25 protein-coding genes are annotated in these 24,285 nt (G+C 65.9%); 15 read left to right on the top strand and 10 right to left on the bottom strand.

All coding sequences use genetic code 11. The features are described from left to right. Positions 1-9: 9 nt before the first annotated feature. Positions 10-993: a septal ring lytic transglycosylase RlpA family protein gene (locus tag AB4Z46_RS14975; protein WP_442284376.1), complete on the top strand. Its 984-nt coding sequence runs from the start codon at positions 10-12 to the stop codon at positions 991-993. A gap of 275 nt (positions 994-1,268) precedes the next feature. On the opposite strand, the gene AB4Z46_RS14970 is transcribed toward AB4Z46_RS14975, so the two are convergent. Further along, positions 1,269-2,126 (bottom strand): ferritin-like domain-containing protein, encoded by an 858-nt coding sequence (locus AB4Z46_RS14970; RefSeq protein ID WP_442284291.1) that lies wholly within the window; start codon positions 2,124-2,126, stop codon positions 1,269-1,271. Between the two features lie 134 nt (positions 2,127-2,260). Between AB4Z46_RS14970 and AB4Z46_RS14965 the strand changes: the two genes are divergently transcribed. Beyond that, positions 2,261-2,899, top strand: a complete 639-nt coding sequence (locus AB4Z46_RS14965; protein WP_442284375.1) for a glutathione peroxidase — start codon at positions 2,261-2,263, stop codon at positions 2,897-2,899. A 349-nt stretch (positions 2,900-3,248) separates the two neighbouring features. Here the strand turns inward: AB4Z46_RS14965 and AB4Z46_RS14960 are convergent, their stop codons facing one another. Next, entirely contained in the window at positions 3,249-3,860 is a 612-nt protein-coding gene (locus AB4Z46_RS14960) for a glutathione S-transferase N-terminal domain-containing protein (protein ID WP_442284290.1), read from the bottom strand. 134 nt (positions 3,861-3,994) lie between these two features. On the opposite strand from AB4Z46_RS14960, the gene purB reads away from it, so the two are divergent. Both purB and AB4Z46_RS14950 read left to right on the top strand, forming a co-directional pair. Continuing rightward, entirely contained in the window at positions 3,995-5,374 is a 1,380-nt protein-coding gene (purB, locus tag AB4Z46_RS14955; RefSeq protein ID WP_442284289.1) for an adenylosuccinate lyase, read from the top strand. Positions 5,375-5,456: 82 nt separating this feature from the next. Next, positions 5,457-6,017: a YaeQ family protein gene (locus AB4Z46_RS14950; RefSeq protein WP_442284288.1), complete on the top strand. Its 561-nt coding sequence runs from the start codon at positions 5,457-5,459 to the stop codon at positions 6,015-6,017. Positions 6,018-6,020: 3 nt separating this feature from the next. Here the strand turns inward: AB4Z46_RS14950 and AB4Z46_RS14945 are convergent, their stop codons facing one another. Both AB4Z46_RS14945 and AB4Z46_RS14940 read right to left on the bottom strand, forming a co-directional pair. Next, entirely contained in the window at positions 6,021-6,320 is a 300-nt protein-coding gene (locus AB4Z46_RS14945) for a DUF2007 domain-containing protein (RefSeq protein WP_442284287.1), read from the bottom strand. A gap of 4 nt (positions 6,321-6,324) precedes the next feature. Then, a complete protein-coding gene (locus AB4Z46_RS14940; RefSeq protein WP_442284286.1) occupies positions 6,325-6,774 on the bottom strand; it encodes a DUF3717 domain-containing protein in 450 nt (149 codons plus the stop codon). A 419-nt stretch (positions 6,775-7,193) separates the two neighbouring features. On the opposite strand from AB4Z46_RS14940, the gene AB4Z46_RS14935 reads away from it, so the two are divergent. Genes AB4Z46_RS14935 through AB4Z46_RS14925 form a run of 3 tightly spaced genes read left to right on the top strand, consistent with a single transcriptional unit; the run spans position 7,194 to position 8,823 of the window. Beyond that, a complete protein-coding gene (locus AB4Z46_RS14935; RefSeq protein ID WP_442284285.1) occupies positions 7,194-7,931 on the top strand; it encodes a TerC family protein in 738 nt (245 codons plus the stop codon). A gap of 51 nt (positions 7,932-7,982) precedes the next feature. Further along, complete coding sequence (locus tag AB4Z46_RS14930; RefSeq protein WP_442284284.1) at positions 7,983-8,447, top strand: hypothetical protein; 465 nt, start codon at positions 7,983-7,985, stop codon at positions 8,445-8,447. Between the two features lie 19 nt (positions 8,448-8,466). Beyond that, a complete protein-coding gene (locus tag AB4Z46_RS14925) occupies positions 8,467-8,823 on the top strand; it encodes a phage holin family protein (protein WP_442284283.1) in 357 nt (118 codons plus the stop codon). Positions 8,824-8,845: 22 nt separating this feature from the next. Here AB4Z46_RS14925 and AB4Z46_RS14920 read toward each other — a convergent pair whose 3' ends face one another. Beyond that, positions 8,846-10,429, bottom strand: coding sequence for a M48 family metalloprotease (locus AB4Z46_RS14920; protein ID WP_442284282.1), 1,584 nt, complete (start codon positions 10,427-10,429; stop codon positions 8,846-8,848). 55 nt (positions 10,430-10,484) lie between these two features. Between AB4Z46_RS14920 and moaC the strand changes: the two genes are divergently transcribed. Continuing rightward, a complete protein-coding gene (gene moaC / locus AB4Z46_RS14915) occupies positions 10,485-10,964 on the top strand; it encodes a cyclic pyranopterin monophosphate synthase MoaC (protein WP_442284281.1) in 480 nt (159 codons plus the stop codon). Here the strand turns inward: moaC and AB4Z46_RS14910 are convergent. Together AB4Z46_RS14910 and AB4Z46_RS14905 are read right to left on the bottom strand one after the other, a co-directional pair. Continuing rightward, positions 10,961-11,869, bottom strand: a complete 909-nt coding sequence (locus AB4Z46_RS14910; protein ID WP_442284280.1) for a hypothetical protein — start codon at positions 11,867-11,869, stop codon at positions 10,961-10,963. The genes moaC and AB4Z46_RS14910 overlap by 4 nt on opposite strands. Positions 11,870-11,995: 126 nt before the next feature. Next, on the bottom strand, positions 11,996-13,690 hold the full coding sequence (locus AB4Z46_RS14905; protein WP_442284279.1) for a PglL family O-oligosaccharyltransferase: 1,695 nt from the start codon (positions 13,688-13,690) through the stop codon (positions 11,996-11,998). 134 nt (positions 13,691-13,824) lie between these two features. Between AB4Z46_RS14905 and AB4Z46_RS14900 the strand changes: the two genes are divergently transcribed. From AB4Z46_RS14900 to AB4Z46_RS14870, 7 genes are all read left to right on the top strand, one after another. After that, positions 13,825-14,292, top strand: coding sequence for a type IV pilin protein (locus AB4Z46_RS14900; RefSeq protein ID WP_442284278.1), 468 nt, complete (start codon positions 13,825-13,827; stop codon positions 14,290-14,292). A gap of 20 nt (positions 14,293-14,312) precedes the next feature. Then, on the top strand, positions 14,313-14,915 hold the full coding sequence (locus tag AB4Z46_RS14895; protein ID WP_442284374.1) for a GspH/FimT family pseudopilin: 603 nt from the start codon (positions 14,313-14,315) through the stop codon (positions 14,913-14,915). 14 nt (positions 14,916-14,929) lie between these two features. Then, the gene (locus AB4Z46_RS14890) at positions 14,930-15,382 is read left to right on the top strand and encodes a type IV pilus modification PilV family protein (protein WP_442284277.1); all 453 of its coding nucleotides are present in this window, start codon (positions 14,930-14,932) and stop codon (positions 15,380-15,382) included. Between the two features lie 88 nt (positions 15,383-15,470). After that, on the top strand, positions 15,471-16,553 hold the full coding sequence (locus AB4Z46_RS14885; protein WP_442284276.1) for a PilW family protein: 1,083 nt from the start codon (positions 15,471-15,473) through the stop codon (positions 16,551-16,553). Between the two features lie 2 nt (positions 16,554-16,555). Then, positions 16,556-17,218, top strand: coding sequence for a hypothetical protein (locus tag AB4Z46_RS14880; protein WP_442284275.1), 663 nt, complete (start codon positions 16,556-16,558; stop codon positions 17,216-17,218). A 33-nt stretch (positions 17,219-17,251) separates the two neighbouring features. Further along, entirely contained in the window at positions 17,252-21,184 is a 3,933-nt protein-coding gene (locus AB4Z46_RS14875) for a pilus assembly protein (RefSeq protein WP_442284274.1), read from the top strand. Continuing rightward, entirely contained in the window at positions 21,184-21,873 is a 690-nt protein-coding gene (locus AB4Z46_RS14870; RefSeq protein ID WP_442284273.1) for a hypothetical protein, read from the top strand. Before AB4Z46_RS14875 ends, AB4Z46_RS14870 begins: the two co-directional genes overlap by 1 nt. 72 nt (positions 21,874-21,945) lie before the next feature. On the opposite strand, the gene AB4Z46_RS14865 is transcribed toward AB4Z46_RS14870, so the two are convergent. The 3 genes from AB4Z46_RS14865 to AB4Z46_RS14855 form a co-directional block, all read right to left on the bottom strand. After that, positions 21,946-22,236, bottom strand: coding sequence for a hypothetical protein (locus AB4Z46_RS14865; protein ID WP_442284272.1), 291 nt, complete (start codon positions 22,234-22,236; stop codon positions 21,946-21,948). Between the two features lie 286 nt (positions 22,237-22,522). Then, the gene (locus tag AB4Z46_RS14860) at positions 22,523-23,122 is read right to left on the bottom strand and encodes a sugar transferase (protein WP_442284271.1); all 600 of its coding nucleotides are present in this window, start codon (positions 23,120-23,122) and stop codon (positions 22,523-22,525) included. Further along, on the bottom strand, positions 23,122-24,285 hold the full coding sequence (locus AB4Z46_RS14855; protein ID WP_442284270.1) for a DegT/DnrJ/EryC1/StrS family aminotransferase: 1,164 nt from the start codon (positions 24,283-24,285) through the stop codon (positions 23,122-23,124). The genes AB4Z46_RS14860 and AB4Z46_RS14855 overlap by 1 nt, the downstream gene beginning before the upstream one ends.

The following is a 24,285-nucleotide window of genomic DNA, read 5'->3' as shown; positions in this document are numbered from 1 at the left end:
CTCGCGTGGATGGCGGCGGCGACGCTGGTCCTGCTGGCCGGCTGCGCCAGCGGCCCGCGCGGCGGACGCGACGGTGCCGCGGCCAATCCGCCGTCCGGCCTCGGCCAGGTGCCCGACGCCGAACCCCGCGTCGAGGCGATCCGCAGCAGCGGCGGCACCAGCAAGCCGTATGTGGTGCTCGGCCGTTCCTACACGCCGATCGTCGACGACCGGCCGTTTCGCGAAAGCGGGCTCGCGTCGTGGTACGGCACCAAGTTCCACGCCCAGTCGACCGCCAGCGGCGAACCCTACGACATGTACGCGATGACGGCCGCGCACAAGACGCTGCCGCTGCCGAGCTACGTGCGGGTGCGCAACCCGGCCAATGGACGCGAGGTGATCGTGCGCGTGAACGACCGCGGGCCCTTCCACGACGACCGCGTGATCGACCTGAGCTACACCGCGGCGCTCAAGCTCGACCTGCTGCGCGGCGTCGCGCCGGTGGAGATCGAGCGCATCACCAACGAGGACATCCGCACCGGCGCCTGGCGGCGCGGCGATGCGCCCGTGCTGGCGCAGCAGACGGTTCCGGCCGTCGTGGCGGTCGCGCCGGCGGCTGCATCCGACAGTGTCGCGGTGCCGTCGACGCTGACCGCGCCCGTGGTCGCCACCTCGCGCTACGACGCCATGGAGGTCACGGCGCTGCCGCCGATGGCCCCGCTCGCCGCCGCGCCGTCGGCTCAAGGCGCCGCGCCGGCGCCGCGTGCGGCCGCCGCCGGGTCCGGCTTCTGGGTCCAGCTCGGCGCCTTCAGCCAGCGCGACGGCGCGCTGCGCTTCCAGCAGCAGGTGGCGCGCGAGATGCCGACGCTGTCCGGCAACCTCGCCGTCTTCAGCGAGAGCGGCACGCACCGGCTGCAGGCCGGTCCCTTCGCATCGCGCGATCTGGCGCGCGACACGGTCGAGCAGGTCCGCAACGGCCTGCAGCTGGCGCCGGTGATCGTCGAGCGGCGGTGATCAGGCTCGCCCCCAGGTTGGCTCACTTCGTGTAGCCGCCCACCCCCTACCGGGGGCGCAGTCAGCGGCCCGGCGAAGCCGGTTCCGCGACTGCCCACCAACGGGCGCGCTGCGCGCAGCCGAAGACAAACCACAGCGCAGGTATTCACCGGCCGGCGCAGCCAGGCCCGTTGGTGAAACACCGCGGAACCGGCTTCGCCGGGCCGCTGGTGTTGCCCCCGGTAGGGGGTGGGCGCCCGGACACGAAGTGCCGGGCAACCTGGGGGCGAGCTGCCTTATGCGCCTTGGTATTCGGGCTTGGGCCCCAGGGAGGCGGCCAGTTCCTTGCGGTACCGATTGAGCTCCTGCACCGTCTTGAAGCTTCGGTTCATCAGCAGGCTCAGGTTGTGCAGGATGCGCTCGCCGACCTTGGTTTCCCAGGTGGCGTCGAACTTGATCTGCTTGTCCAGCCAGTGCTCGAGCCAGTCGGGGTCGGGCACGCGGCTCTGGATCGTGTCGTTCGGAAACAGCGCCTTGTTGACGTGCAGGTTGGTCGGGTGCAGCGCCTGCGCGGTGCGGCGCGCGCTGGCCATCAGCACGCCGACCTTGGTGAAGGCCGAACGGGCTTCGTCGCCGAACTTTTCCATGGCGCGCTTCATGTAGCGCAGGTAGGCGCCGCCGTGGCGGGCCTCGTCCTGGCTCAGCGTGGTGTAGATGTGCTTGATGACCGGCTCGGTGTGCCACTCGGCCGCGCGGCGGTACCAGTGGTTGAGGCGGATCTCGCCGCAGAAATGCAGCATCAGCGTCTCGAGCGGCGGAGCCGGGTCGAAATCGAAGCGCACATCGTGCAGTTCCTGCTCGGTCGGCGCGTGCTGCGGGCTGAAGCGCTTCAGGTATTCCATCAGCACCAGCGAGTGCTTCTGTTCCTCGAAGAACCAGATCGACATGAAGGCCGAGAAGTCGCTGTCATGCCGGTTGTCGCGCAGGAACATCTCGGTGGCCGGCAGCGCCGCCCATTCCGTGATCGCGTTCATCTTGATGGTCTGCGCCTGCTCTTCGGTGAGCCGGGTTGCGTCGAAAGACTGCCAAGGAATATCCTTGTCCATGTCCCAGCGGACAGATTCGAGTTGTCTGAAGAGTTCCGGATAAAGCATCAATGTCTTTCTTAAGCCACGGGATTTTAGTCGGCCGGCCGGACACGCCCGTGACAGGCGGCGATGATCCGGCTTCATCCAGCGCCAGAAACAGAATTCCCGCGCTCTTTTCACTCGGGGAATCGCAAATGCCAATGCCCATCCGCTCGACAGTGCTTCTCGTTCCTGCGCTCGCCATCGCGGCGTGCCTGGTCCCGGCCGCGGCCCAGAACGTCCCCCCGCAGGCCCCTTCCTCCGCCGCACCCGCCTGTCCCGCCATCCTGCAGCACAGCTTCCCGCGGCTGCAGGACGAAAAGCCCCAGGCGCTGTGCCAGTACGCCGGCAAAGTGGTGCTGGTGGTCAATACCGCGAGCTTTTGCGGCTTCACGCCGCAGTACAAGGGCCTGGAGGCGCTCGACAGCAAATACCGCGCGCGCGGGCTGGTGGTCCTCGGTTTCCCCTCGAACGACTTTGCCCAGGAGGCGGGCTCGAACAAGGAGATCGCCGACTTCTGCGAAAGTACCTTCGGCGTCAAATTCCCGATGTTCGCGAAATCGTCGGTCCGGGGGCCGGACGCCAATCCGCTGTTCAAGCAACTGGCGCAGCTCTCCGGAACGACGCCCAAGTGGAACTTCTACAAATACCTGGTCGGCCGCGACGGCAAGGTGGTGGATTCCTATTCGAGCATGACCTCGCCCGACGACCGCGCCTTCGTGCGGGAGATCGAAAAGCAGCTGAGCGCAGCGCCGCTCGCGGCGGCCAGCAAGTCGGATTCCGCAACACTTTCGAACTAGTCACAAACGCTTACTACTCGACCGGGAACCGTGTCGCCGACGCGGGCTCATACCGTTTCTGGGCACGAATGGCTCGGCCGCTTTTCATGTTGCGAGGTCTTCCAGGCGCTTGCCGTCAGGTTGAAATCCCGAGGCGATTCTTCTCCTCCTCCCTCCCTCCCTCCTTCGTCCGGGGCGCCTCGCAACATCTTTATTTCGCCCCCAGGTTGGGCTCACTTCGTGTAGCCCGCCCACCCCCTACCGGGGGCAACACCGGCGGCCCGGCAGAGCCGGTTCCGCGGTGTTTCACCAACGGGCCTGGCTTCGCCGGCCTCGCAAAACAAAAAGCCCCGCAGTGCGGGGCTTTTTGTCAGGGTTGCGTATCGGCGAAGCTGGGGCGGAGCATCAGCTTGTCGTAGAGGCGCACCAGGTTGGAATGGTCGGCGCGCCAGTCGATCTCGGGGAAACGGTAGCCGATCCAGCCCAGGGCGCAGCCGACGGCGATGTCGGACAGGCTCAGGTGGATGCCGCTGCAAAAGGGCTTGTCGGCCAGGCCCTTGGCCATGGCGGCGATGCCGGCCATCACCTTGGCGCGCTGGCGATCCATCCAGGCCTGGCTGCGCTCGCTGTCGGCGCGCAGCGTCCAGGTGGCTTCCATGCGCAGCAGCACGCCGGCGTCCATCACGCCGTCGGCCAGCGCCTCCCAGGTCTTGACCTCGGCGCGCTCGCGGCTCTGCTGCGGGATCAGCTTGCCGACCGGCGACAGGGTGTCGAGGTATTCCACGATCACGCGCGAGTCGAACATGGCCTCGCTGCCGTCCATGATCAGGCAGGGCACCTTGCCGAGCGGATTGGAACTGGAAATCGTGGTGTCGGCAGACCAGACGTCTTCGATCACGAACTGGTAGTCGAGCCGCTTTTCGGCCATGACCACGCGCACCTTGCGCACGTAAGGGCTGGCAGCGGATCCGATCAGTTTCATGCGGGCATTCCCCCCATCAGGGTCATCGTTGTAGCGCTTTGATTCTAGGGGAAGGCGGGCAGCGCGAGATCCCGTGCGGGCCCCGCGTTCCGAAGCGAAATTGCTTCGGCCGGGCCGCCACCTAAAATTGGTCCATGAGTTTCTCTACCGTCTCCGCCCTTTCCCCCCTCGACGGCCGCTATGCGGCCAAGCTCTCGGCGCTGCGCCCGCTGATGAGCGAACAGGGCTACATGCACCGGCGAGTGCAGGTCGAGGTGGCGTGGTTCATCGCCCTCTCGGACTGCGGCTTCGCCGAATTCAAGCCTCTCACGGGCGGCGCCCGCAAATACCTGCTCGGCCTGGTTTCCAACTTCTCCGAGGCCGACGCGGTCGCGATCAAGCAGATCGAGAAGACCACCAATCACGACGTGAAGGCGGTCGAATACTGGATCAAGTCGAAGTTCGAGGCCCGCCCGGAACTGCTGGCCGCCTCCGAATTCGTCCATTTCGCCTGCACCAGCGAGGACATCAACAACACCAGCCATGCGCTGCAGATCCAGGCCGCGCGCGAAAAAGTGATGCTGCCGGCGATCGACGGCCTGATCACGACCCTGCGCGACATGGCCGGCAAGTTCGCCGACGTGGCCATGCTCTCGCGCACCCACGGCCAGACCGCCAGTCCGACCACCGTCGGCAAGGAGCTCGCGAACGTCGCGGTGCGGCTCGCCAAGGCGCGCGAGCAGATCGCGGCCGTGCAACTGCTGGGCAAGATGAACGGCGCGGTCGGCAACTACAACGCCCACATGGCCGCCTGGCCCGACTTCGACTGGGAAGCCTTCAGCCGCAAGGTCGTCGAGACGCCCGCGCCGCTGGGCCTGGGCCTGGCTTTCCAGCCCTACAGCATCCAGATCGAGCCGCACGACTACATGGCCGAGCTGTTCGATGCCGTGGCGCGCGCCAACACCATCCTGGTCGACTTTTCGCGCGACATCTGGGGCTACGTGAGCCTGGGCTACTTCAAGCAGCGCCTGAAGCCCGGCGAGATCGGCTCTTCGACGATGCCGCACAAGGTCAACCCGATCGACTTCGAGAACGCCGAGGGCAACCTGGGCCTGGCCAACGCCGTGCTGCGCCACCTGAGCGAGAAGCTGCCGATCAGCCGCTGGCAGCGCGACCTCACCGACAGCACGGTGCTGCGCAACATCGGCGTCGCCTTCGGCTATGCCACGCTCGCCTACGCCAGCCTCGCGACCGGCCTGGGCAAGCTCGAACTCAACCAGGAAGCACTGGCCGACGACCTCGACAGCTCCTGGGAAGTGCTTGCCGAGCCGATCCAGACCGTGATGCGGCGCTTCGGCGTGCAGGGCGCCTACGAGCAGCTGAAGGAAGTCACGCGCGGCAAGACCGTGACCGCCGAGGCGCTGCACGGGCTGATCCGCTCGCTCGCCATTCCGGAAGCCGAAAAGGAACGCCTGCTGGCCATGACGCCCGCCAGCTACATCGGCAAGGCTGCCGAACTGGCCCGGCGAGTATGAAGGCCCCCACGCTCGGCACTTCGTGTCCTCGCTGCCCCCCGAGGGGGCTGATTCGCCTTGGGGCGGCCCGGCGGCGAATCTGATGGCTCTCAAATCGACCATCTTCAAGGCCAGTCTCGCGGTCGCCGACATCGACCACAACTACTACGCAGACCACGCGCTGACCCTGGCGCGCCACCCCAGCGAAACCGACGAGCGGATGATGATCCGGCTGGTGGCGCTGGCGCTCAACGCCCACAAGCTGCAGGACGTGTGCAATGGCGACGGCACGCTGGCCTTCGGTGCCGGCTTGTCGAACCCGGACGAGCCGGACGTCTGGCTGCGCGACTTCACCGGCCAGGTGAAGCTCTGGATCGAGGTCGGCCAACCCGAAGACAAGCCGGTGATCAAGGCCTGCGGCAAGGCCGACGAGGTGATCGTCTACTGCTTCAACCATGCCGCCGAGATCTGGTGGCGCGGCATCGAGACCAAGCTGACGCGGCCGCAGAATCTCAGCGTGTTCCGCGTGCCGACCGCGGCCTCGCAGTCGCTGGCGGCGCTGGCGCAGCGCTCGATGCAGCTGCAGGCCACGATCCAGGAGGGCGCGCTGATGCTGGGCGACGGCAAGGACAGCATCGACATCGAGCCCGTACGACTGCGCTAGCCGCTAGGGCATCGGCGCGCCGCACTGCCAGCACTGTTCGAAGCCGCCCTCGACCAGTTCGCCGCAGCTGCACTGCCAGCGGCGCTGCGGCCGATGCCTGAGTTCGTGCAGCAGCCGCTCGGCGAATTCGAACTGGGCGTCGTCCTCGATCCAGATCTCGGGCAGGCACTGGTCGGGCGGCAATTGCCCGGCCGCGGCACCCAGATACTCCCGCTGCACCGAGGCGCCGATGCCGTCGTCGCGCAGCATCTGCACCCACAGCGTCGCGATGGCCAGGTTCGGCGCTTGGGCCAGGCGTCGCATGGCGTCAGCCGGCCGGGTCGGGCGGCGCGTCTTCCGGCCAGACCTGCTCGGTCTCGCGCGCGCGCTCGGCATATTTGTTGAAGCGCCAGGCGGTGTCCTGCATCGTGATGCGGCGCCAGGTCGAGCGCTTCTCGGCCGGCGACATCGCCGGCCAGTGCTGCACCTCGTCGAAGCTGCGGCCGCAGCCCTTGCATTGGTCGTCGCCCTGGCTGGTGGAGCAGATCGCGATGCAGGGGGTGTCGGGCGTGCCCTGGTACCAGGCCAGCCAGGCGGCCCAGGCCTCGGCGGGGAAGCCGACCTCGTCGACCTCGTCCTCGTGGTGGAACACCATCAGCGCGTAGACCTCGGCCAACGCCCGCAGTTCGGGGGCCAGCGTGATGCCGTCGGGCGAGGGCTTCCTCGCGCGCCAGAAGTTGATGGCGGCCTCGATGTCGGTGATGTGAATGGCGGCCATGGGGAAGACGAAAAAATGCGAGCGCGCATCATAGTCCGGGCAATGTCCCGCAGCCCTTGAAGGAATTGTTCGCTCCGAAATCAATAGCAACGATGCTCCAGTTCACGCGGACTCCAGGCCCATTCTCTTTATGGAGTGAGACGAGTCTGGTTGCAACACCCCGGCCACGATGCTCTAATTCCGCTCACGAAGGGGAGTAGCTCCCACTCGCTCTCCAGGGAGTGGGTTCGCCAGGTCGTCAATACGAAGCAAAACACTTCCGGCCTGTCGGGCAGCCGCGTGCTGTCATGCAAGACCTTCGATATGAGCCCTCGCGGGTTTGATCGAAGCGTTGCAAGCCCCCCGGAGACTCCGTTCTCTCAGTCAACGCCTCGTCCGATCCACGCGAGCGGGAGTGAAACGAAAACAGAGAGGACTTCATGGAGCAATTTCTAACCCCCGAATTCTGGGTCGCCGTCGGCCAGATCATCATGATCGACATCCTGCTGGGTGGCGACAACGCGGTCGTGATCGCACTGGCCTGCCGCAAGCTGCCGCCGGCCCAGCGCACCAAGGGCATCCTTTGGGGCACCGCCGGCGCCATCGTGCTGCGCGTCGTCCTGATCTTCTTCGCACTGACGCTGCTGGCGATTCCGTTCCTGAAACTGGCCGGCGCCATCCTGCTGCTGTGGATCGGCGTCAAGCTGTTGGCGCCCGAGCACGACGATGCCCACGGCAACATCGCGGCGAGCGACAAGCTCTGGGCCGCGGTCAAGACCGTCATCGTGGCCGACCTGGTGATGAGCRTGGACAACGTGATCGCGATCGCGGGTGCCGCACAGGGCGCCGGCGAAGGCCACCAGATGCCGCTCGTGGTCTTCGGTCTGCTGGTCAGCATCCCGATCATCGTCTGGGGCAGCCAGTTGGTGATCAAGCTGATGGACCGTTTCCCGATGATCATCACGCTGGGCGGCATGCTGCTGGGCTGGATCGCCGGAACCATGGCCGTGTCCGATCCGTCGGTGGCCAACCCGGCCGCCTGGAACTGGGTGCCGAAGCTGCCGCAAACCGACCTGGTGCGCTACGCCGCCGGCGTCATCGGCGCGCTGCTGGTGCTCGTGATCGGCAAGTGGGTCGCCGCGCGCCGCCCGAAGCCGGCCGACACGGTCGCCGCCTGATCTTCCCTTGCCAATGTCTCTCCCACTCCAACCAACATAGAAGGAGCAACCATGGAAAAGGTCATTCTGTACGTGGACGACGCGGCCTATGCCCGCGAGTTCCTCGCCAAGGCACCGGCGGAAGCCGGCGCCGCCGGGCCCCGCCAGTGGGTGCTGGTGGCCTGCGCACCGCGCATGACCCACCGCATCAGCAAGTGGGTCAGCCACAGCGCGCGCGAGAACTGGCGCGCCAAGTGGTTCGCCAAGGTGCAGGAGCAGTTGCTGCCCGTGCTGACGCTCGGCGATGCGCAGGTGACGCCGGTGCTGGCCAAGGGCCCGCTGACCGAACTGACGCAGCGCCTGAAGCTGGAGCACGGTGCCGCGCGGGTGGTCGATGCCCGCCGGCCGAAGATCGGGGTCGACCTCGAACCCGTGGCACCCGACATGACGCCGGCCGGACAGTCGAGCTGGGCGCTGCCGGGCGCGGTGATGGGCATGGGCGCGCTGCTGGTGCTGGCCAACGAGCTGTCCGAGTAACCCGCCGGGCCCGCGCGGGATGCGACTCCTCATCAAATGGCTGCTCAGCGCGCTCGCGCTGCTCGCGGTGGCCTATCTCTACAGCGGCGTCCAGGTCACCACCTACAGCTCGGCGCTGCTGGCTGCGGCCGTGATCGGCCTGCTCAACATGTTCGTGCGGCCGGTGCTGGTGGTGCTGACCTTGCCGGTCACGATCGTCACGCTGGGCCTGTTCCTGTTCGTGATCAACGCCCTGCTCTTCTGGGCCGCCTCGGGGCTGCTGTCGGGCTTTCACGTCAACAGCTTCTTCGCGGCGCTGGTCGGTTCGCTGATCTATTCGCTGCTCGGCATGCTGATCGAGTCCGCGCTCGGCGGGCTGTTCACCAAGCAGGGCTGACGCGCGCGCCCCCTGCTTCTTCCTACCTGACTTTCGCCTCGGCGGCCTGCTCCCTCAGGAGCGCGTCGATGGCGCGGGCGCGGGTGTCGATGATCGACGCCTCGTAGTGGTCGACCGGACCGGCGCCGGGCTGGCCCTGCGCGCTCTTGCGGATAAGGTCCTGCGCCGCCTTGAAGCGGTCGCGCGCCGCCGCGTAGTCGAGCGTGGCGACGTTGGCCTCGGCATCGGCGCGCACCGCGCTCACCGGCTCGTTGTTCGCGCCATACAGGTTGGCGAGCATGCGCCAGGCACTGGCGTCGCGCGGGTGGGTGGCGACCCAGTCGCGCAGCGCCGGAATCATCGGCGCCGGATTGCGCGTGGCGACCGCGGCCTGCGCCGCCAGCATCATTTCGGGCCGGTCCTTGGCCTTGGGATTCAGCAAGGCCGCGGCCGCCGGCGCCGCACCGGCCGCGAGTTCGATCTCGGCCGAGAGCAGCCGTGCCAGCCGTGCCGACGGCGCGTCGCCGGCCGTTCGGGTGACCAGCTGCTGGGCCAGCGCGCGCGCCGCCTTGAAGTCGCGCAGCTCGCTGGCCGAGAGCGCCGCCGCATAGAGCGTGCCGGCCTGCTGCGCCGGCGAGCTGCGCGCGAACTCTCCACTGCCCGCCGCATCGACCCACAGCCGCAGCACGTCGACCCCGGGGCGCGTGAGCACCCGCGCGCGGGAGGCGATCATGGCGTGGTCCATCACCAGCGGCAGCGGCCCGGTCGCGCCGGGCTTGGCCTGGAAACGGCCCTGCATGTCGGCGATGCGCTCGCTGTTGAGCGGGTGGCTGCGCAGATAGGGATAGGAGCCGTTGTCGTTGAGCCGCGAGGCGTACTGGAGCTTCTCGAACATCGTGGCCGCGCCCTGCGGCGCGAAGCCGGCCTGGGTCATCACGCCGAAGCCGATACGGTCGGCCTCGCGCTCCATGTCGCGCGAGAAATTGAGCTGGTTCTGCATGAACATCGCCTGGCTGCCCATGATCATCGCCTGGCCGGCATCGCCGCTGCGGCTCTTGCTGGCGGCGATCACGCCCAGCACCAGCGCGGCCAGCATCAGCGGCATCTGCTGGCTTTGCTTGGTCATGATGCGCGCGATGTGGCGCTGCGTGACGTGGGACAGCTCGTGCCCGAGCACGGTGGCGAGTTCGTCCCGGCTGCCGACCACGGCGATCAGCCCCAGGTTGAGCCCCAGATACCCCCCGGGCAGCGCGAAGGCATTGATGTTGCGGTCGCGGCCGAGCAGGATGGCCCAGGCGAAGCGCTCGTCGAGCTCGGGCGTGAGTTCGCCGCGCAGCCGCGCCGCGGCGAGCAGGCGCTGCCAGATGTCCTGCACGTACTCGACCAGCACCGGGTCGTCGATGAAGTCCGGGTCGCGGTAGAGCTCGCGGGCGATCTGGTCGCCCAGGTGGCGCTCGGCGCTGGCGGTCATCTCGCCGCCGTCGCCCATGCCGGGCAGCTGGGCCTGCGCCCGGAACGGCAGCGCGATCTGCGCGGCGATCAGCAGCCCGGCGCACAAACCGCGCAGCAGTCGGGCGACTGGCGGTCGCGATGAGGTGGAGTTGTCAAAAGGAGTCAAGCGCGGCATTCCTCGTCCATTGGCTCGGCCCCGTATGATGCTGCACTCCGCGGAACGTTCACAGATGAGTTCTCTTACCCATTTCGATGCTCAGGGCCAGGCGCACATGGTCGACGTGGCGGGCAAGCCCGCGACCCATCGCGTGGCCGTGGCGACCGGCCGCATCGAGATGCTGGCCTCGACCCTGGCCCTGATCGAGTCGGGCACCGCCAAGAAGGGCGATGTGCTCGGCATCGCGCGCATCGCCGGCATCCAGGCCGCCAAGAAGACCAGCGACCTGATTCCCCTGTGCCACCCGCTGGCACTCACGCGCGTGGCGGTGGCCTTTGCGCTGGTCGACGGCGCCACGCCGCAGGTGGCCTGCACCGCGACGGTCGAAACGGTCGGCCCCACCGGCGTCGAGATGGAAGCCCTGACCGCCGTGCAGGTGGCGCTGCTTACGATTTATGACATGTGCAAGGCGGTGGATCGCGGGATGACGATCAACGGCGTGCACGTGCTGGAAAAGCACGGGGGAAAGTCGGGGAGCTGGGTGGCAGGCTAGCCGGCAGATTTTTTCAATCTGCGGATGAATCGACGCTCCCAGAGCTTGTCCGCGAAGAATTGCACGGTCCTGCGGACGCGATCGCGCCCATTGCGGGCGTCGTAGGGCGACCGGATGTCTGCGCCCAGCTGCCTGGCGCGCACGCTGAGCAGCGTCTCGGAGAGAACGCAGCGCACCTTCATGCGCATGTCCTCGAATGTTTCCGCGGTCAGCGGGCTGGCCTTGTACCAGCCGCCGCTCCATTTGAACTTGCGCTTCGTCTGCGCCATCTCGTCCGGATCCGCGACCATGAAGACCAGGCGCGTCTGGGCGTAGCCGGGATCGACGTGGTCCCGGAACAGCTTGCGGGCCGGCTCGAAGCTGTCGTGCACGAGGGAATCCAGGAACTCGTTGCCCGGGGAGAGGGTCACCAGCCCCTTGCGCAGCGTGTTGTTCATCGCAAAGCCATAGGTGACGATGTACTCGAGCTGCGGCCCCAATGGCGTCCTGACGGAACGCACATAGTCGTGGACTTCCCCGAGGATCCAGGGGCCGGAATGGACGCTGAGCTTCTCGATCTCCTGCCCGAATCGAGCCGCTCGCTGGGGACTCCAGCCCTGGTGCCTGGCGACCGTGTCATTCGTGAAGATCCAGACGTCGGGCTCGTCGCTGCGTGACAGGACGGCGGCCACGCCGGCATCCCAGCCGGAGAACTCGCGGTTCGAGTTGTCTCCCGGGATCACCCGCGCCTCGAAGCCGAACCCGGTGTAGGTCTCTTCGCCGGTCGTCCGGGCGTTGTCGACGACGACCAGTGTGACCCGGTCGCCGGGCTTCGCGAACGCCTCGCGAAACCGGGAGAGCAGCTCGACGGAAGGTTCCCGTCGCCCATTTCCAAACTCCAGATGCACAAAGCTGTAGTGAGTCATGGCCTGTCTGCGTTAGGTGTGATCCATTGTTCCGCGACTGTCCCGACAGAGTCGAGAAGAACGGAATGTATCTCGAAACAACTCCTTGCAGTCTTCGGACGTCGCACGCAACAGTCGGACCTAGACCTACTCGGCCCGACCCTCTCCCGCCGGCTGGCCGCCGACCCAGCGGGCGTACTCGGCCGGATAGGCGGCCCTGAATCGGGTGGCCTGCGCAAAGGCCTCTTCTTCGTCGCCCAGCAGCATCGCGCTCTCGATCAGCTTGACGATCACGGCCGGTTCGGGCGAAAAGTGCAGCACGCGCTGCGCAAGCGCGTGCACCTCGGCGGCGTTGGCGCGGGTGACTGGCGTCAGGGTCAGCCTGGCGAAGGCGACCGGCGCCTTGAACAACCAGGAGCCCTGCGCCACCTCGAGCGGGTGGTCGCGGTAGGCCGGCAGCCGCCGGTCGCGCTCCAGAAAAACCTGGCTGATGCGGGTGTAGTCCCAGCCGGCGTAGCCGACGATCACCATCAGGGCCAGCACGGCGGCCATCGCCAGTGCGCTCGCCGTCTGCCAGCGAACCCGGGCAGCGCGAGCTCCCACCGGCGGCGCCGGCCACAAGAAGCCGAGGCACAGCCCGAAGACGAGCTGGAACGGCCCGTACCAGAGCGGGTATTCGAGCAGGCTGTGCAGCACGATCGCGCCGAGCAGGCCCCAGGCCATGAGCCGGGCCGGATCCCTCTCGCGCCACGGACGGGCGGCGAGCACCAGCCAGCCGAAGCCGCCGCAGATCAGCAGCGCCGCCGGAATGCCGAGCTCGACCGCGAGATGCAGGGGCAGGTTGTGCGCGTTGTCGAGGATCTCGACGAAGCGCGGGCCGGCGTAGAGGGTGCTGTAGTGCGCGAACTTCAGCTCGCCCCAGCCCCAGCCGGCCCAGGGGCGCTGGGCGATGAGGTCGAGAACGTTGTGCCAGAGCAGGAGACGACCGTGGGCCGCCGGGGCGCCGTCGCGCAGGCGCGTGACCATGTCCTCGACGCCCGGGCTGGCGAGCTGGGGCAGCATCCAGGAGGCCATGAAGTAAGCGGGCACTGTGGCCAAAAGCAGCCAGGGATGGGGAAGGCGATGAAGGCTGGCCGGCTCGCGACGCTCCCGCCAAGCCAGGAAAGCCGCCCCGCCGACGATCAGCAGGAGCTGCAGCAGGCCGGTGCGCGAGGTGGCCGCCGCCGCAGCGACCACCAGCAGCGCCGCCGCCGGCACCAGCGCAGCGCGCACGCGGCGGCCGCCGGCCGCATGCAGCCACAGCGCCGAGACCAGCGCCATGCTGATCAGCGTCGCGAACTGGTTGCGCTGGCGCAGGTTGCCGTAGGCCTGGCCGAGTTCGGGGGCGGTGGTCCAGGGGACCAGGGGGTGGGCGAGGCCGTAGTACTGGAGCAGGCCCAGCACGGCATTGATCAGGCCGGCGGCGAGGAGGGCCCAGGCGAAGGGCGCCGGGGACCGCGCGTGCGCCAAGCCGGCACCCACAAAGGCCGCCATGCCGACCGCCACCACGGCGAGACCGGCCGACCCGTCGAATGCCGGGGCTCGCCCCTGTCCCGCCAGCACAGCCAGGGCTGTCACGGCCAGCCAGCCCAGCACGGCCCTCGACGGCAACGCAATGGGCCCGAGCGCCACAGCCAGGGCGACGCAGACCCACGCCGCCAATTGCTGCAGCACATTGACCGACGGACCGACCACGAACGGGAACAGAAACGGGAGCGCGAACAGCACCGCCAATGCGACGGTCCGCGAAGCGGATGCCACCTCGCTCGCGTCACCAAAACGAAAACTAAAGACTGCGCGCATGCGTGGGAATGTTCACAGATTAGCCGCCCGAGGGCGACGAAAGGAAGGCAGGCGCTGACAGGCGGCAATGCGGAAAAAGGGGTGCCGGTGACAATTTGTGACCTTTATAAAACATGCGGGCTGAGGTCATCACAGTGCAAAACGTCTCCCCTCTTCGTTGCCGTTCGGCGGGTTTTACGCTCATTGAAGTGATGATCGTTGTGGCCATCATTGCAATCTTGGCCTCGGTTGCCCTGCCTTCGTACCAGAACTACGTTCGGCGCGGTCAGCAGGCGGAAGCATTCAATTCGCTGTCCAACTTCCGCGCCAGGATGGAGCAGTACTACCAGGACAACCGCAAGTACGGCGCCGGCACCACCTGTGCCAGCGATTCGACTGCGAACAGCTGGAACGGATTCGCCGCGACCGACCATTTCAAATACGTCTGCACGATTACTGACGCGAGCGGGCAGCAGGCCTACAGCATCACTGCCACCGGCGCCTCGGGCGCGGTCAACGGCGATGCCTATGCCATCGATCAGAACGGCAACCGCACGACCTCCAACTTCAAGGGCGCTGAGGTCTCGGCCCCGTGCTGGCTGACCAAAGGCAGCACGTGCTGATCCACAGGACGAAGTCCGCCATGCGAGCCCGAGGCTTCACTCTGGTCGAAATGGCCATCACCATGGCTGTGCTGGCCTTGCTGTTGATGATCGCCATGCCCAGTATCGGCGTCTGGCTGAACAATTCGCGCATCCGCAGTGCCACGGAGTCGCTCCAGGCCGGCCTGCAGACCGCACGGCTGGAGGCCGTGCGGCGCAATCAAAACGTGTCGCTCTACCTGGTCTCGCTGAGCGATCCCAACACCATGGACAACAGTTGCGCCCTTTCGTCGGCCAGCGGGTCATGGGTGATCAGCACAGCCTCACCGGCCGGCAAGTGCGCGGGCGCCGCAGCACTGGCATCGCGTCCCGTCGGCGATGCCGGCGGCCAGGTTCGCGTCACGGCCGGACATTCGACCGACAACACGAACAAGACGACGCTTGGCAGCTCCGCCACGACGGTGACCTTCAACGGTTTTGGCCGCATCGCCAACACGGACACCGCCATCAACCGGATCAAGATCACCGGCCCCTCCGACAACACCACCTACATGGATCTGATGCTCATCGTCGATTCAGGCGGCGGCGTTCGGATGTGCGACCCGCGGTCCACGATCGGCGCCACCGACCCCCGCAAATGCTGAAAGGACAAACCGTCATGCGGCCTAAGCTCCCAGTCCTTCGACGCAGGCATGCTGGCGCGTCCGGCCGGGCCGCCGTCCGGGGCGTGGTCCTGATCGAGGTGATGGTGGCCCTGCTGATCTTCTTGCTGGGCATCCTGGGATTCATCGGCCTGCAGACCAGCCTCACGAGGGTGCAGTCCGAAGCGGACCTGCGCGCCAACGCCGCCTACCTGTCGAACGAGGTCATTGGCCGCATGTGGTCCGACATCGGCCACCTGAGCGGCTACGCGGGCACCGACAGCTGCACGGCCACCGGCTGCATCGAATGGCGCACCAAGATGCAGCAGGTGCTGCCCGGTGGCACGGCGTCGATCGCGGTGGACGCTGCCACCGGCAACGTTTCGATCAAGCTCGGCTGGACTCTGCCCGGCGGCATCACCCACCAGTACGAGACCCAGAGCAACATTTCCGCCAAGTCGGCCACCTGACATGCGCACACATTCCTCACATCGCGCCCTGGCAGCGTCCAGGCTAGGCAAGCGCACGCGCGCGGGTGGCTTTACGCTGGTCGAACTCATGGTGGGGCTGCTGCTGGGCATGCTCACGGTGCTGGTCATCACGCAAGTGCTGGCAATGTCGGAGGGCAAAAAGCGCACCATCGCCTCAGGCAGCGACGCGCAAACCAATGGCGCATTGGCGCTGTACACGCTGCAGCGCGAACTGCAGATGGCTGGCTATGGTCTTGCCAACAAGCCGGAGGCGCTGGGCTGCCCCATCGAGGGCACCTACAAGGCAACCGGTTCGCCCGCTGTTTCGGAAGCCTTCGCGGCCACCTTGGCCCCGATCGTCATCACCGACGGCGCCAGCGGAGCTCCCGACCGGCTGACGGTGCTGCAAAGTCGCAAGAACGGCTTCTCGGTGCCAATCGTTGTGAGCGCGCAGAGTTCCGACAACTTCACAGTCCTGTCCTCCCTCGGGGCCCAGGCCGGCGACCTCATGATCGCCGTCCCCAATCCCTGGAGTACGGCCAATCCGTGCCGCCTGTTCAGCGTGACCGACGACGGACTCGGCTCTACCAGCAATACCGGCCTGTCGCCGCTTCGCGTGCCACACGCGGAAGGTGGCAATCCTTCCTGGAACGACAACACCAAGCTCGCCCTCAGCACCGCCGGCTACCTGCTCAACCTGGGCAGCCTGGGCTTCAGCGAATTCTCGATTGGCGGCAACCAGTCGCTTCAAGTTACCACCCGCACCGCCACTGCTCCCAGCGCGACCTCGGATCTTTTCCCGCAGATCGTCAACCTGCAGGCCTTGTACGGCAAGGACACCAACAATGATGGCGTGGTCGACACCTACGACAGCACCACGCCCCTCAACAACGTCCAATGGAAGCAAGTGCTGACCGTGCGCATCGCCATCGTCGCGCGCAGCACGCAGTACGAGAAAAGCTTGGCCGACGAGTCGGACGCCGTTACACAGAAAGAGCCCCTGTGGGACCTCGGAGCCAGCAGCACGATCGCGGGCGCGGAGGATTGCCATGGAGGCAGCAAATGCCTGGTGCTCAAGATCGACCAGGTTCCGGACTGGCGGCACTACCGGTACAAGGTCTACGACACCATCATTCCGCTGCGCAACGTGCTGTGGAACACCGCGAGTTGAGCATGCACAAGCCACCCCTCCTCCGTCGTCGTCGCGAATTCGGCGCCTCCCTGGTTTTCGCGTTGCTCACGCTGCTCGTGCTGAGCCTCGCTACGCTGGCACTGGTGCGCTCGGTGGACACCGGCGCCCTGCTGCTGGGCAACGTGAGCTTCAAGCAGGACGCCACGGTGTCTGGCGACCAGGCGGTACGCACCGCCTTCCTGTGGCTGAAGAGCCAGACCGGCTCGGCGCTCGGGGCCAACCAGGTCGGCCAAGGCTACTACGCCAGCACGATGGAATCGGACCCCACCAAGCCGGTTGACCCCACCGGCCAGCAACAACCCGGCAATGCGCAACGCCAGTTGATCGACTGGGATGGGGACAACTGCAAATTTGCCTCGTCGGGCAACTGCTCGCTGACATCCAGGGACGCGGGAAAGACGCCGAACGGCAACAGCCAGATGCGCTACACGATCTTTCGCCTGTGCGAGAAAACGGATGCAGCCGCCCAGGCCAGTGGAATTGCCAACAACTGCGCCACGCCGTCCGGCGCCACCGGAAACGGCCACGAGGCGGGTGTGACATACCCCAAGCTAAGCACCTCTGGTGCTTACTACCGCGTGGTAGTGCGAGTGCGCGGCTCACGCAACTCCGTGAGCTTCATCGAAACCATCGTTCAACTCTAGCGTAGCGCGCCGACGCACAAGGAACCGCCGACCATGCAACGCCACTTCTCAGTCCCATCGTGGACCGCCGCCCACCATACAGGCCTGGGCCGTCATCTTCTTCGTGCTGCCGCCCTGCTCGCGCTGGGCGGCGCGGGCATCGTCGGTCAGGCGGGCCAGACCCAGATCGCCGACATGCCGCTGATCACCAGCAAAGAATTCCACGCCAAGCCGAACCTGATGTTCGTCCTCGACGATTCGGGGAGCATGGAGAGTGCCTACATGCCCGACACCATGAGCGACACCGGCAAGTACGGCTACTGGTCCTCGCAATGCAACGGCGTGGCCTATGACCCCGACCCCAACGTGACCTACGACCCACCGGTGAATGCCGACGGGACCTCGAAGGGGAACGCCAGCTTCTCGGCCGCCTGGGTCGATGGCTTCGCGCAATCCGGCGCGACGACCGATCTTTCTCTTGGCGCCACTGAATCGGTCGGAACTTTCACCACCGACAAAGATGTCACTGTCGGCAACGGCACCAAATCCTTCGTGTTCACGAACACCGGCCTCACCGCCGGCACATTCGCCGCGGGCCAAACCATCACGCTGACGCTCAGCGACAACGACAACAGATGGATGACCGGCACTGTCACCAGCTGGAACGCCAGCACCAAAAAACTCGAGGTCAATGTCGTCGACTCCCAAACCGGAAGAAACAACAATTCCGGAAACAGCTGGGTCATCACTCGCAAGGTCACGAGCTTCTACTATTCCTACACAGCCACCACGAAACAGCCCAAGATGGGATGGGCCTACACCAGCAGTGGCCCGGTCGCGAACACCTTCTACAACCAATGCATGAGCGCCATCGGCAGCACTCCGGGCAGTGGGGTGTTTACGAAAGTCAATGTGACGAGCGCCTCCGCCGAAGCGCAGAAGTACGCCAACTGGTACGCGTACTACCGAACACGTACGCTGCTGATGCGGACCGCGGTGGGTCGCGCATTCAAGGGCCTGACCGATGAATACCGCGTCGGCTTTTCCACCATCAGCAGCTCCAGCGTCACAGACTCGGACGGCTTTCAGTCCGTGGGCGTTTTCGGCGGCACGCAGAAGGAAACGCTGTATACCAAGCTCTACGGAGCGGGCACCGGCGGCTCGACACCGCTGCGCGGCGCCGTGTCGAAGATAGGCCGCTACTACGCCAAGCGGTACAGTGGTCAGAGCGACCCTGTCGAATACGCCTGCCAACGCAACTACCTGCTGCTGTCGACCGACGGATACTGGAACACGGGCTCCGAGAGCACCACCTACGGTCCATTTGACCTTTCCGGCGCCGAAGTGGGCAATCAGGATGGCACCGAAGATCGCCCCATGCATGACGGTACGATCACTTCCACCGTCTACAGCCGCGACCTGTATCAAGTCGGTACGAGAAACGGCAACAGTTGCAAGAACGGTCAATACAGGGTCACGAAGACGGCGCAGACCTCGTCGAACAACGTGACCTGGTCGCCCGCTCCGCCTGCGCTCTCAAGCGGAACCTGCAGGGACGCCAACTACACCATTGAAGGACAGGCGGCTTCCAGCCTTGCCGGGACCACCGTCGCATCCGCCGTCACCACCGGCACGGTCACCACCGGCGGCGCATCCAACACGCTTGCCGACGTGGCCGAGTACTACTACAAGACCGACCTGCGCACCGATGCGCTGGACAACTGCACATCCACGGCCTCGGGCACGAGCCAGAAAGTGTGCAGCAATGTGGTCGAGGCCGCGGGCCGCGACACGGCAAAGCACCAGCACATGACGACCTTCACCATTGGACTGGGCGTGAGCGGTACGCTCGCCTACGACAGAAACTACCTTACACAGACCGCCACGACCGGCGGTGCATATGCCGACCTCACGAGCGGCACCATCACTTGGCCGGTCCCGGCGGAAACCAAAAATGGCGGCGATGCCCGCAGCATCGACGACCTGTGGCACGCCGCCGTCAACGGGCGAGGCCAGTACTACTCCGCGCTCAATGCCGCCCAGTTGGCCGATGCCATCAAGGGCGTGACGGACAGCATCGGCGAGAAGTTGGGCTCGTCTTCGGCCGCAACAACCAGCACGCTGGAACTGGTCACGGGCACCAACAACCAGGTCTATCGGGCCAGCTACACCACCGGCACATGGGTAGGCGACCTGGAGGCCTTGACACTCGACGGCGACTCGGGGGCGATCGACACCACCGCCCCCGTCTGGTCGGCGCAGACCAAGCTCAAGAATCGGAACTACGCAGATCGCAGAATCTACTACCGCAAGCCATCGACGGCCACGCTACTGGCATTCAACTGGAGCAACCTGAACGCCGATGGCTTCGGAAGCTACTTCACCCACCTGTGCCCCGCGGAGGGGCCGGCCGCGTCGCAATGCGCCTCCCTGAGCGCTGCCGAAAAGACCGCGGCCAACGACGGCGCCCGGCTGGTGAACTTCCTGAGCGGCGACAAGACCTACCAGACCGCCAGCACTGCTACACCCACCACCACGCAGCCGCTTTATCGTGCGCGCACGGCCCTGCTGGGTGACATCATCAACGGGGCACCCAAGTTCGTGAGCAAGCCCTCGTTCAACTACACCGACGCCGGCTACACGGACTTTGTACAGGCCCAAAAGGACCGCAAGCCCATGATCTACGTGGCCGCCAATGACGGCATGCTGCACGCCTTTTCTGCGGATACCAGTGACGGCACCGGCGGCACGGAACTGTGGGCCTTCGTGCCAACCGCCGTGATGCCGGAACTCTACAGGCTGGCGGATTCAAACTACAGGTCGAAGCATCGCTACTTCGTGGACGGAGCGCCGGTGGTGGGCGACATCTACGTGGACGGCCACTGGAAGACCATCCTGGTCGGCGGCCTGGGCAAAGGAGGGCGCAGCTACTACGCGCTGGACATCACCGACCCTGCCAACCCGCAAGCCCTGTGGGAGTTCAACGACGACAACCTCGGCCTGACTTTCGGCAACCCGGTCATCACCAAGCGCGCAAATGGCACCTGGGTAGTGGCGTTCTCCTCGGGCTACAACAATGTCAGCCCCGGCGATGGCGTGGGCCGCCTGTTCGTGCTGAACGCCAATACCGGCGTCAGGGCGCGCACCGACATTGCCACCAGCGCAGGCAACACCGAAACGCCGAGCGGCCTGGACAAGATCAACGGCTGGATCGACCTGGAATCGGACAACACATCCAAGCGCATCTACGGCGGCGACCTGCTGGGCAATCTGTGGCGCTTCGACATCGACGGCCTGGTTGAGCCCAAGAACGCGGCGCTCCAATTGGCCAGCTTCGTCGTTGACTCCACGCCGCAGCCCATCACGACACGGCCCCGGCTCGCCGAAGCGGCGTCGAACACGCCGGTGATCGTCGTGGGCACCGGCCGATACCTGGACACAGGAGATATCACCGATACCTCCACACAGAGTCTTTACGTCGTCAAGGACTCGCTGACCAACGCCAGCCTCGGCGATGTGCGCAACAACAATACCCTGGTCAAACAGACCTTTGACATCACCAGCGAGGCCAATGTGGCTGCCAAGACCGCCACCATCACCACCAACGCGGTCAACTGGGGAACCAATAACGGCTGGTGGGTGGACCTTCCGCACAGCGGCGAACGGGTGGCGACCGACATCGCCCTGCAGAGTGGCGTGCTGGCCATCGCCACAGCCATTCCAACGGGCGACGCTTGCGAATCGGGCGGTGGCTCGTGGAACTACTTCCTGAACGCGAACAGCGGCGCGGCGCTCGAGAATGTGGCAGGTACCCTAGTGGACGCCAATGCGCTGATCGTCGGTCAAAGCTTCGTCAGGATGGCCGATGGCACGCTCCGGCTTCTGCGCCAAATGAGCACTGGCACCACGGTCATCGCCAAGTCACCGGCCGGCACCAATTCCACCATCATTCCCCAGCGCACCTCGTGGCGCGAACTGGCCGACTGATGCGCAAGCCGGTGCCGGGCCCGCGCCTGGCATTCGGCGTTTGCGTTGCGCTCTCAGTTGGGCTGCACGTGATGTTGCTGGCACCGTGGTCCCAGCCCGCTGCCATGCGGGGGACCAAGGCAGCCTCCGGCCCAACCGTTCTCCAGGCGCGACTTTTCAGCCCGGCTGAGGCGCAATTGCCGAAACCACTTCCTGCGCCGCCGGCGCCCCCTCCTCCGTCGCCGAAGGCGGTATCCGCACAGCCGGACGTGGTTCAGGCCTCCTCCAGCCGCAACCTGCAGGCCACGTCACCGGCGCCAGCCGCACCGGAGCGGTCCGACGAGCAATCCGTTGAAGCGCGCGCCGCCCGAGACTCCGTACCCATACCCGCAGGCGAACTCGATGGCTACGTGCCCAGGTCGATGCTTACTGAGCCGCCCGTTGTTCAAACCCCCGTGGTGATTGCGGAACCATCCCTTCTGGCGCCATCGATCGGCGTCCGCACCGGCATCCTGGCGCTGTACATCGACGAGGAAGGCCGAGTGCAGGAGGTCGTGGGTCAGGCCCCCTCCCTGCCCGCCGAATATGAACAGGCTGCACGTGAGGCATTCCTGGCCGCCCGCTACTCGCCGGGTCGAATCGACGGGCGAGCGGTCAAGTCGAGGGTACGGGTGGAGGTGAAGTTCAACGGCGCAGCATCACCGCCATAGAGCCGGACGCCTGCAGGGCTCGAAGCCGAGCATCGTCGATTGGCCCGCTCAGGATATTGGCGCGCAGCGAGCTCAGCGGACCTTGGCCTTGAGCGCCTTGCGCAACGAACGAATCGCCTCTTCGACAGGCTCGGTGCGGCGCTCCAGTTCGATGTTGATCACCGCCATCAAGGCGCGCAGATCACCTGGCTCGATGCTGAACTCTTCGTAGCGAGGCGCTCGATGGATCGGCGAGAGCAGGCCGTGGAGGCAGGCGAACGCGCGATGCACTTCCTTCAGGTTGCAGAATTCGTCGATGATCCGTAGGGCGGCGGATGCGGCCTTGCGTGGGGATGGCGCGGGTGCGCGGGGGGACTTAGCCATGAGTGGCCTCCAAGAGCTGCGGTTGGCAAAAACCGCCGCGCCCGACGCCAATCGGAGGCGGCGACTCGAACAGGTTGGCGTACCGGGCAGCTCTTGCGAGAACCGGCGAGCCTTGCGGCTCCCCGCTCGAGCCGCCAAAAAATGGAGGCACGAACGACGAAGCCGCAGAGCTACTGCGGTAACCACTGCGGCTTGCGTCGCAGAACTGCTTCGGGACGCCAATCCCGATCACGCCGTTCTTGGCGTGACGAACCGAGTATAGCGACGGGGCTCAGCCTGCGCTCGCTCACAGACCAAGCAGCGCCTTGGCCGTTCTCCCCAGGATGACCAGGTCCAACCCGACGCTGCGCGTGCGCACATATTGGACGCAGTACTCGAGCTTTGCAGGAAGGACGAACTCGACATAGAACGCCTCGGGATCGTCCGCCTTGGCGAGAAGAGCGTTCTCGTCCCTGTATGCGATGGAGGCGAGATCGGTGATTCCGGGACGCACGCTCAGGATCAACTCACGCATCTCTGGCGGATACAGCGCCACGTAGCGCGGCACTTCCGGGCGAGGCCCGACAACGCTCATCTCGCCCTTCAGGACGTTGATCAACTGGGGGAGCTCATCGAGCTTGTGACGGCGCAGAAAGCGGCCGGCCCGAGTGATACGCGGATCGGTGCCCACCGTGATCTGTGCACCGCGCCCTGCCGCCGAGGCGGCATACATGGTCCTGAACTTGTAGATGGAGAACACCCGTCCGCGCAAGCCGACGCGGTCCTGACAGAACAAGACGGGGCCGGGCGAATCCAGCTTGATCCAAACCAGGATGATCGGCAGCAGCGGCGCGAACACCAACAGCGCGCAGGATGCGACCAACAGGTCGAACGCCCGCTTGAGCATCACATCAGGATCTGGCGCAGCGCCGAGATCACCCGATCCTGGTCGGCGTCGCTCATCGCTGTGAACAGCGGAATGCTGAGCATGGCCTGATAGGCCGCCTCCGAATGCGGAAACATTTCGGGTTCGAGGCCATAGCGGTCCCGCCAATAGGGCTGCCGATGCAGCGGCACGTAGTGAACACTGGTGCCGATTCCGCGGTCCGACAAACCCTGGATGACTTCGTCGCGCGTCACCTTGGCCGACGCATCAAGGCGAATGACATACAGATGCCACGCATGCACATCGCCGGCCGGAGCTTCCGCTGGGAGCATCAACGGCAAGCGCGACAGCTGCTCGCGGTAACGCGCGGCAAGATACTGGCGCCGCTCCAGGAAGCGCGGCAGTTTCGCCAGTTGATGCAGGCCCATGGCCGCGGCAACGTCCGTCAGGTTGTACTTGAAGCCGGGCGCAACGATCTCGTAGTACCAGGCGGGCGTCGTCGACTGGAACCGGTCGAACGCATCGCGGCTGATGCCGTGCAAGCGCATCACCTTGATGCGCTTGGCCAGTTCGGCGTCGCGCGTGACCACCATGCCGCCCTCGCCGGTCGTCATGGTCTTGTTGGCGTAGAAGCTGAACACGGTGACGTCGGACTGCAGCGTGCCGATCAGTTGCCCACCGCAGGTAGTGGGCAGTGCATGGGCGGCATCTTCCACCACCTTCAAGCCGCGCGTTTGGGCCAGTGCGAGCAGCGCCTCCATGTCGGCGGCCAGCCCGGCATAGTGCACCGGAATGATGGCCTTCGTGCGCGGCGTGATCGCAGCTTCGATCCCGCGCACGTCGATGCACAGCGTGACGGGATCGACGTCGACGAGCACGACATCCGCTCCGAGATAGCGAACGACTTCGGCGCTCGCAGTGAAGGTGTGGGTGGTCGTGATCACCTCGTCACCGGGGCCGATGCCGAGGGCCTCGAGTGCTAGATGCAGACCGGCGGTGGCCGAATTGACGGCCATGCATAGCAGCGCGGGGTCACCGAGGAACGCAGCGAAGTCGTCTTCGAAGCGCTTCGTCTTGGGGCCCGTCGTGATCCAGCCCGAACGCATCGTATCGGCCATCTCGGCAATTTCTTCGTCGCCGATATCGGGTAGTGCGAATGGGAGGAATGAAGGCTTCTCTGACAT

It is taken from the genome of Variovorax sp. M-6 (assembly GCF_052114385.1).
In the GTDB taxonomy this organism is placed as follows: Bacteria; Pseudomonadota; Gammaproteobacteria; order Burkholderiales; family Burkholderiaceae_C; genus Variovorax.
This window is presented reverse-complemented; position numbering and strand designations above follow the sequence as displayed.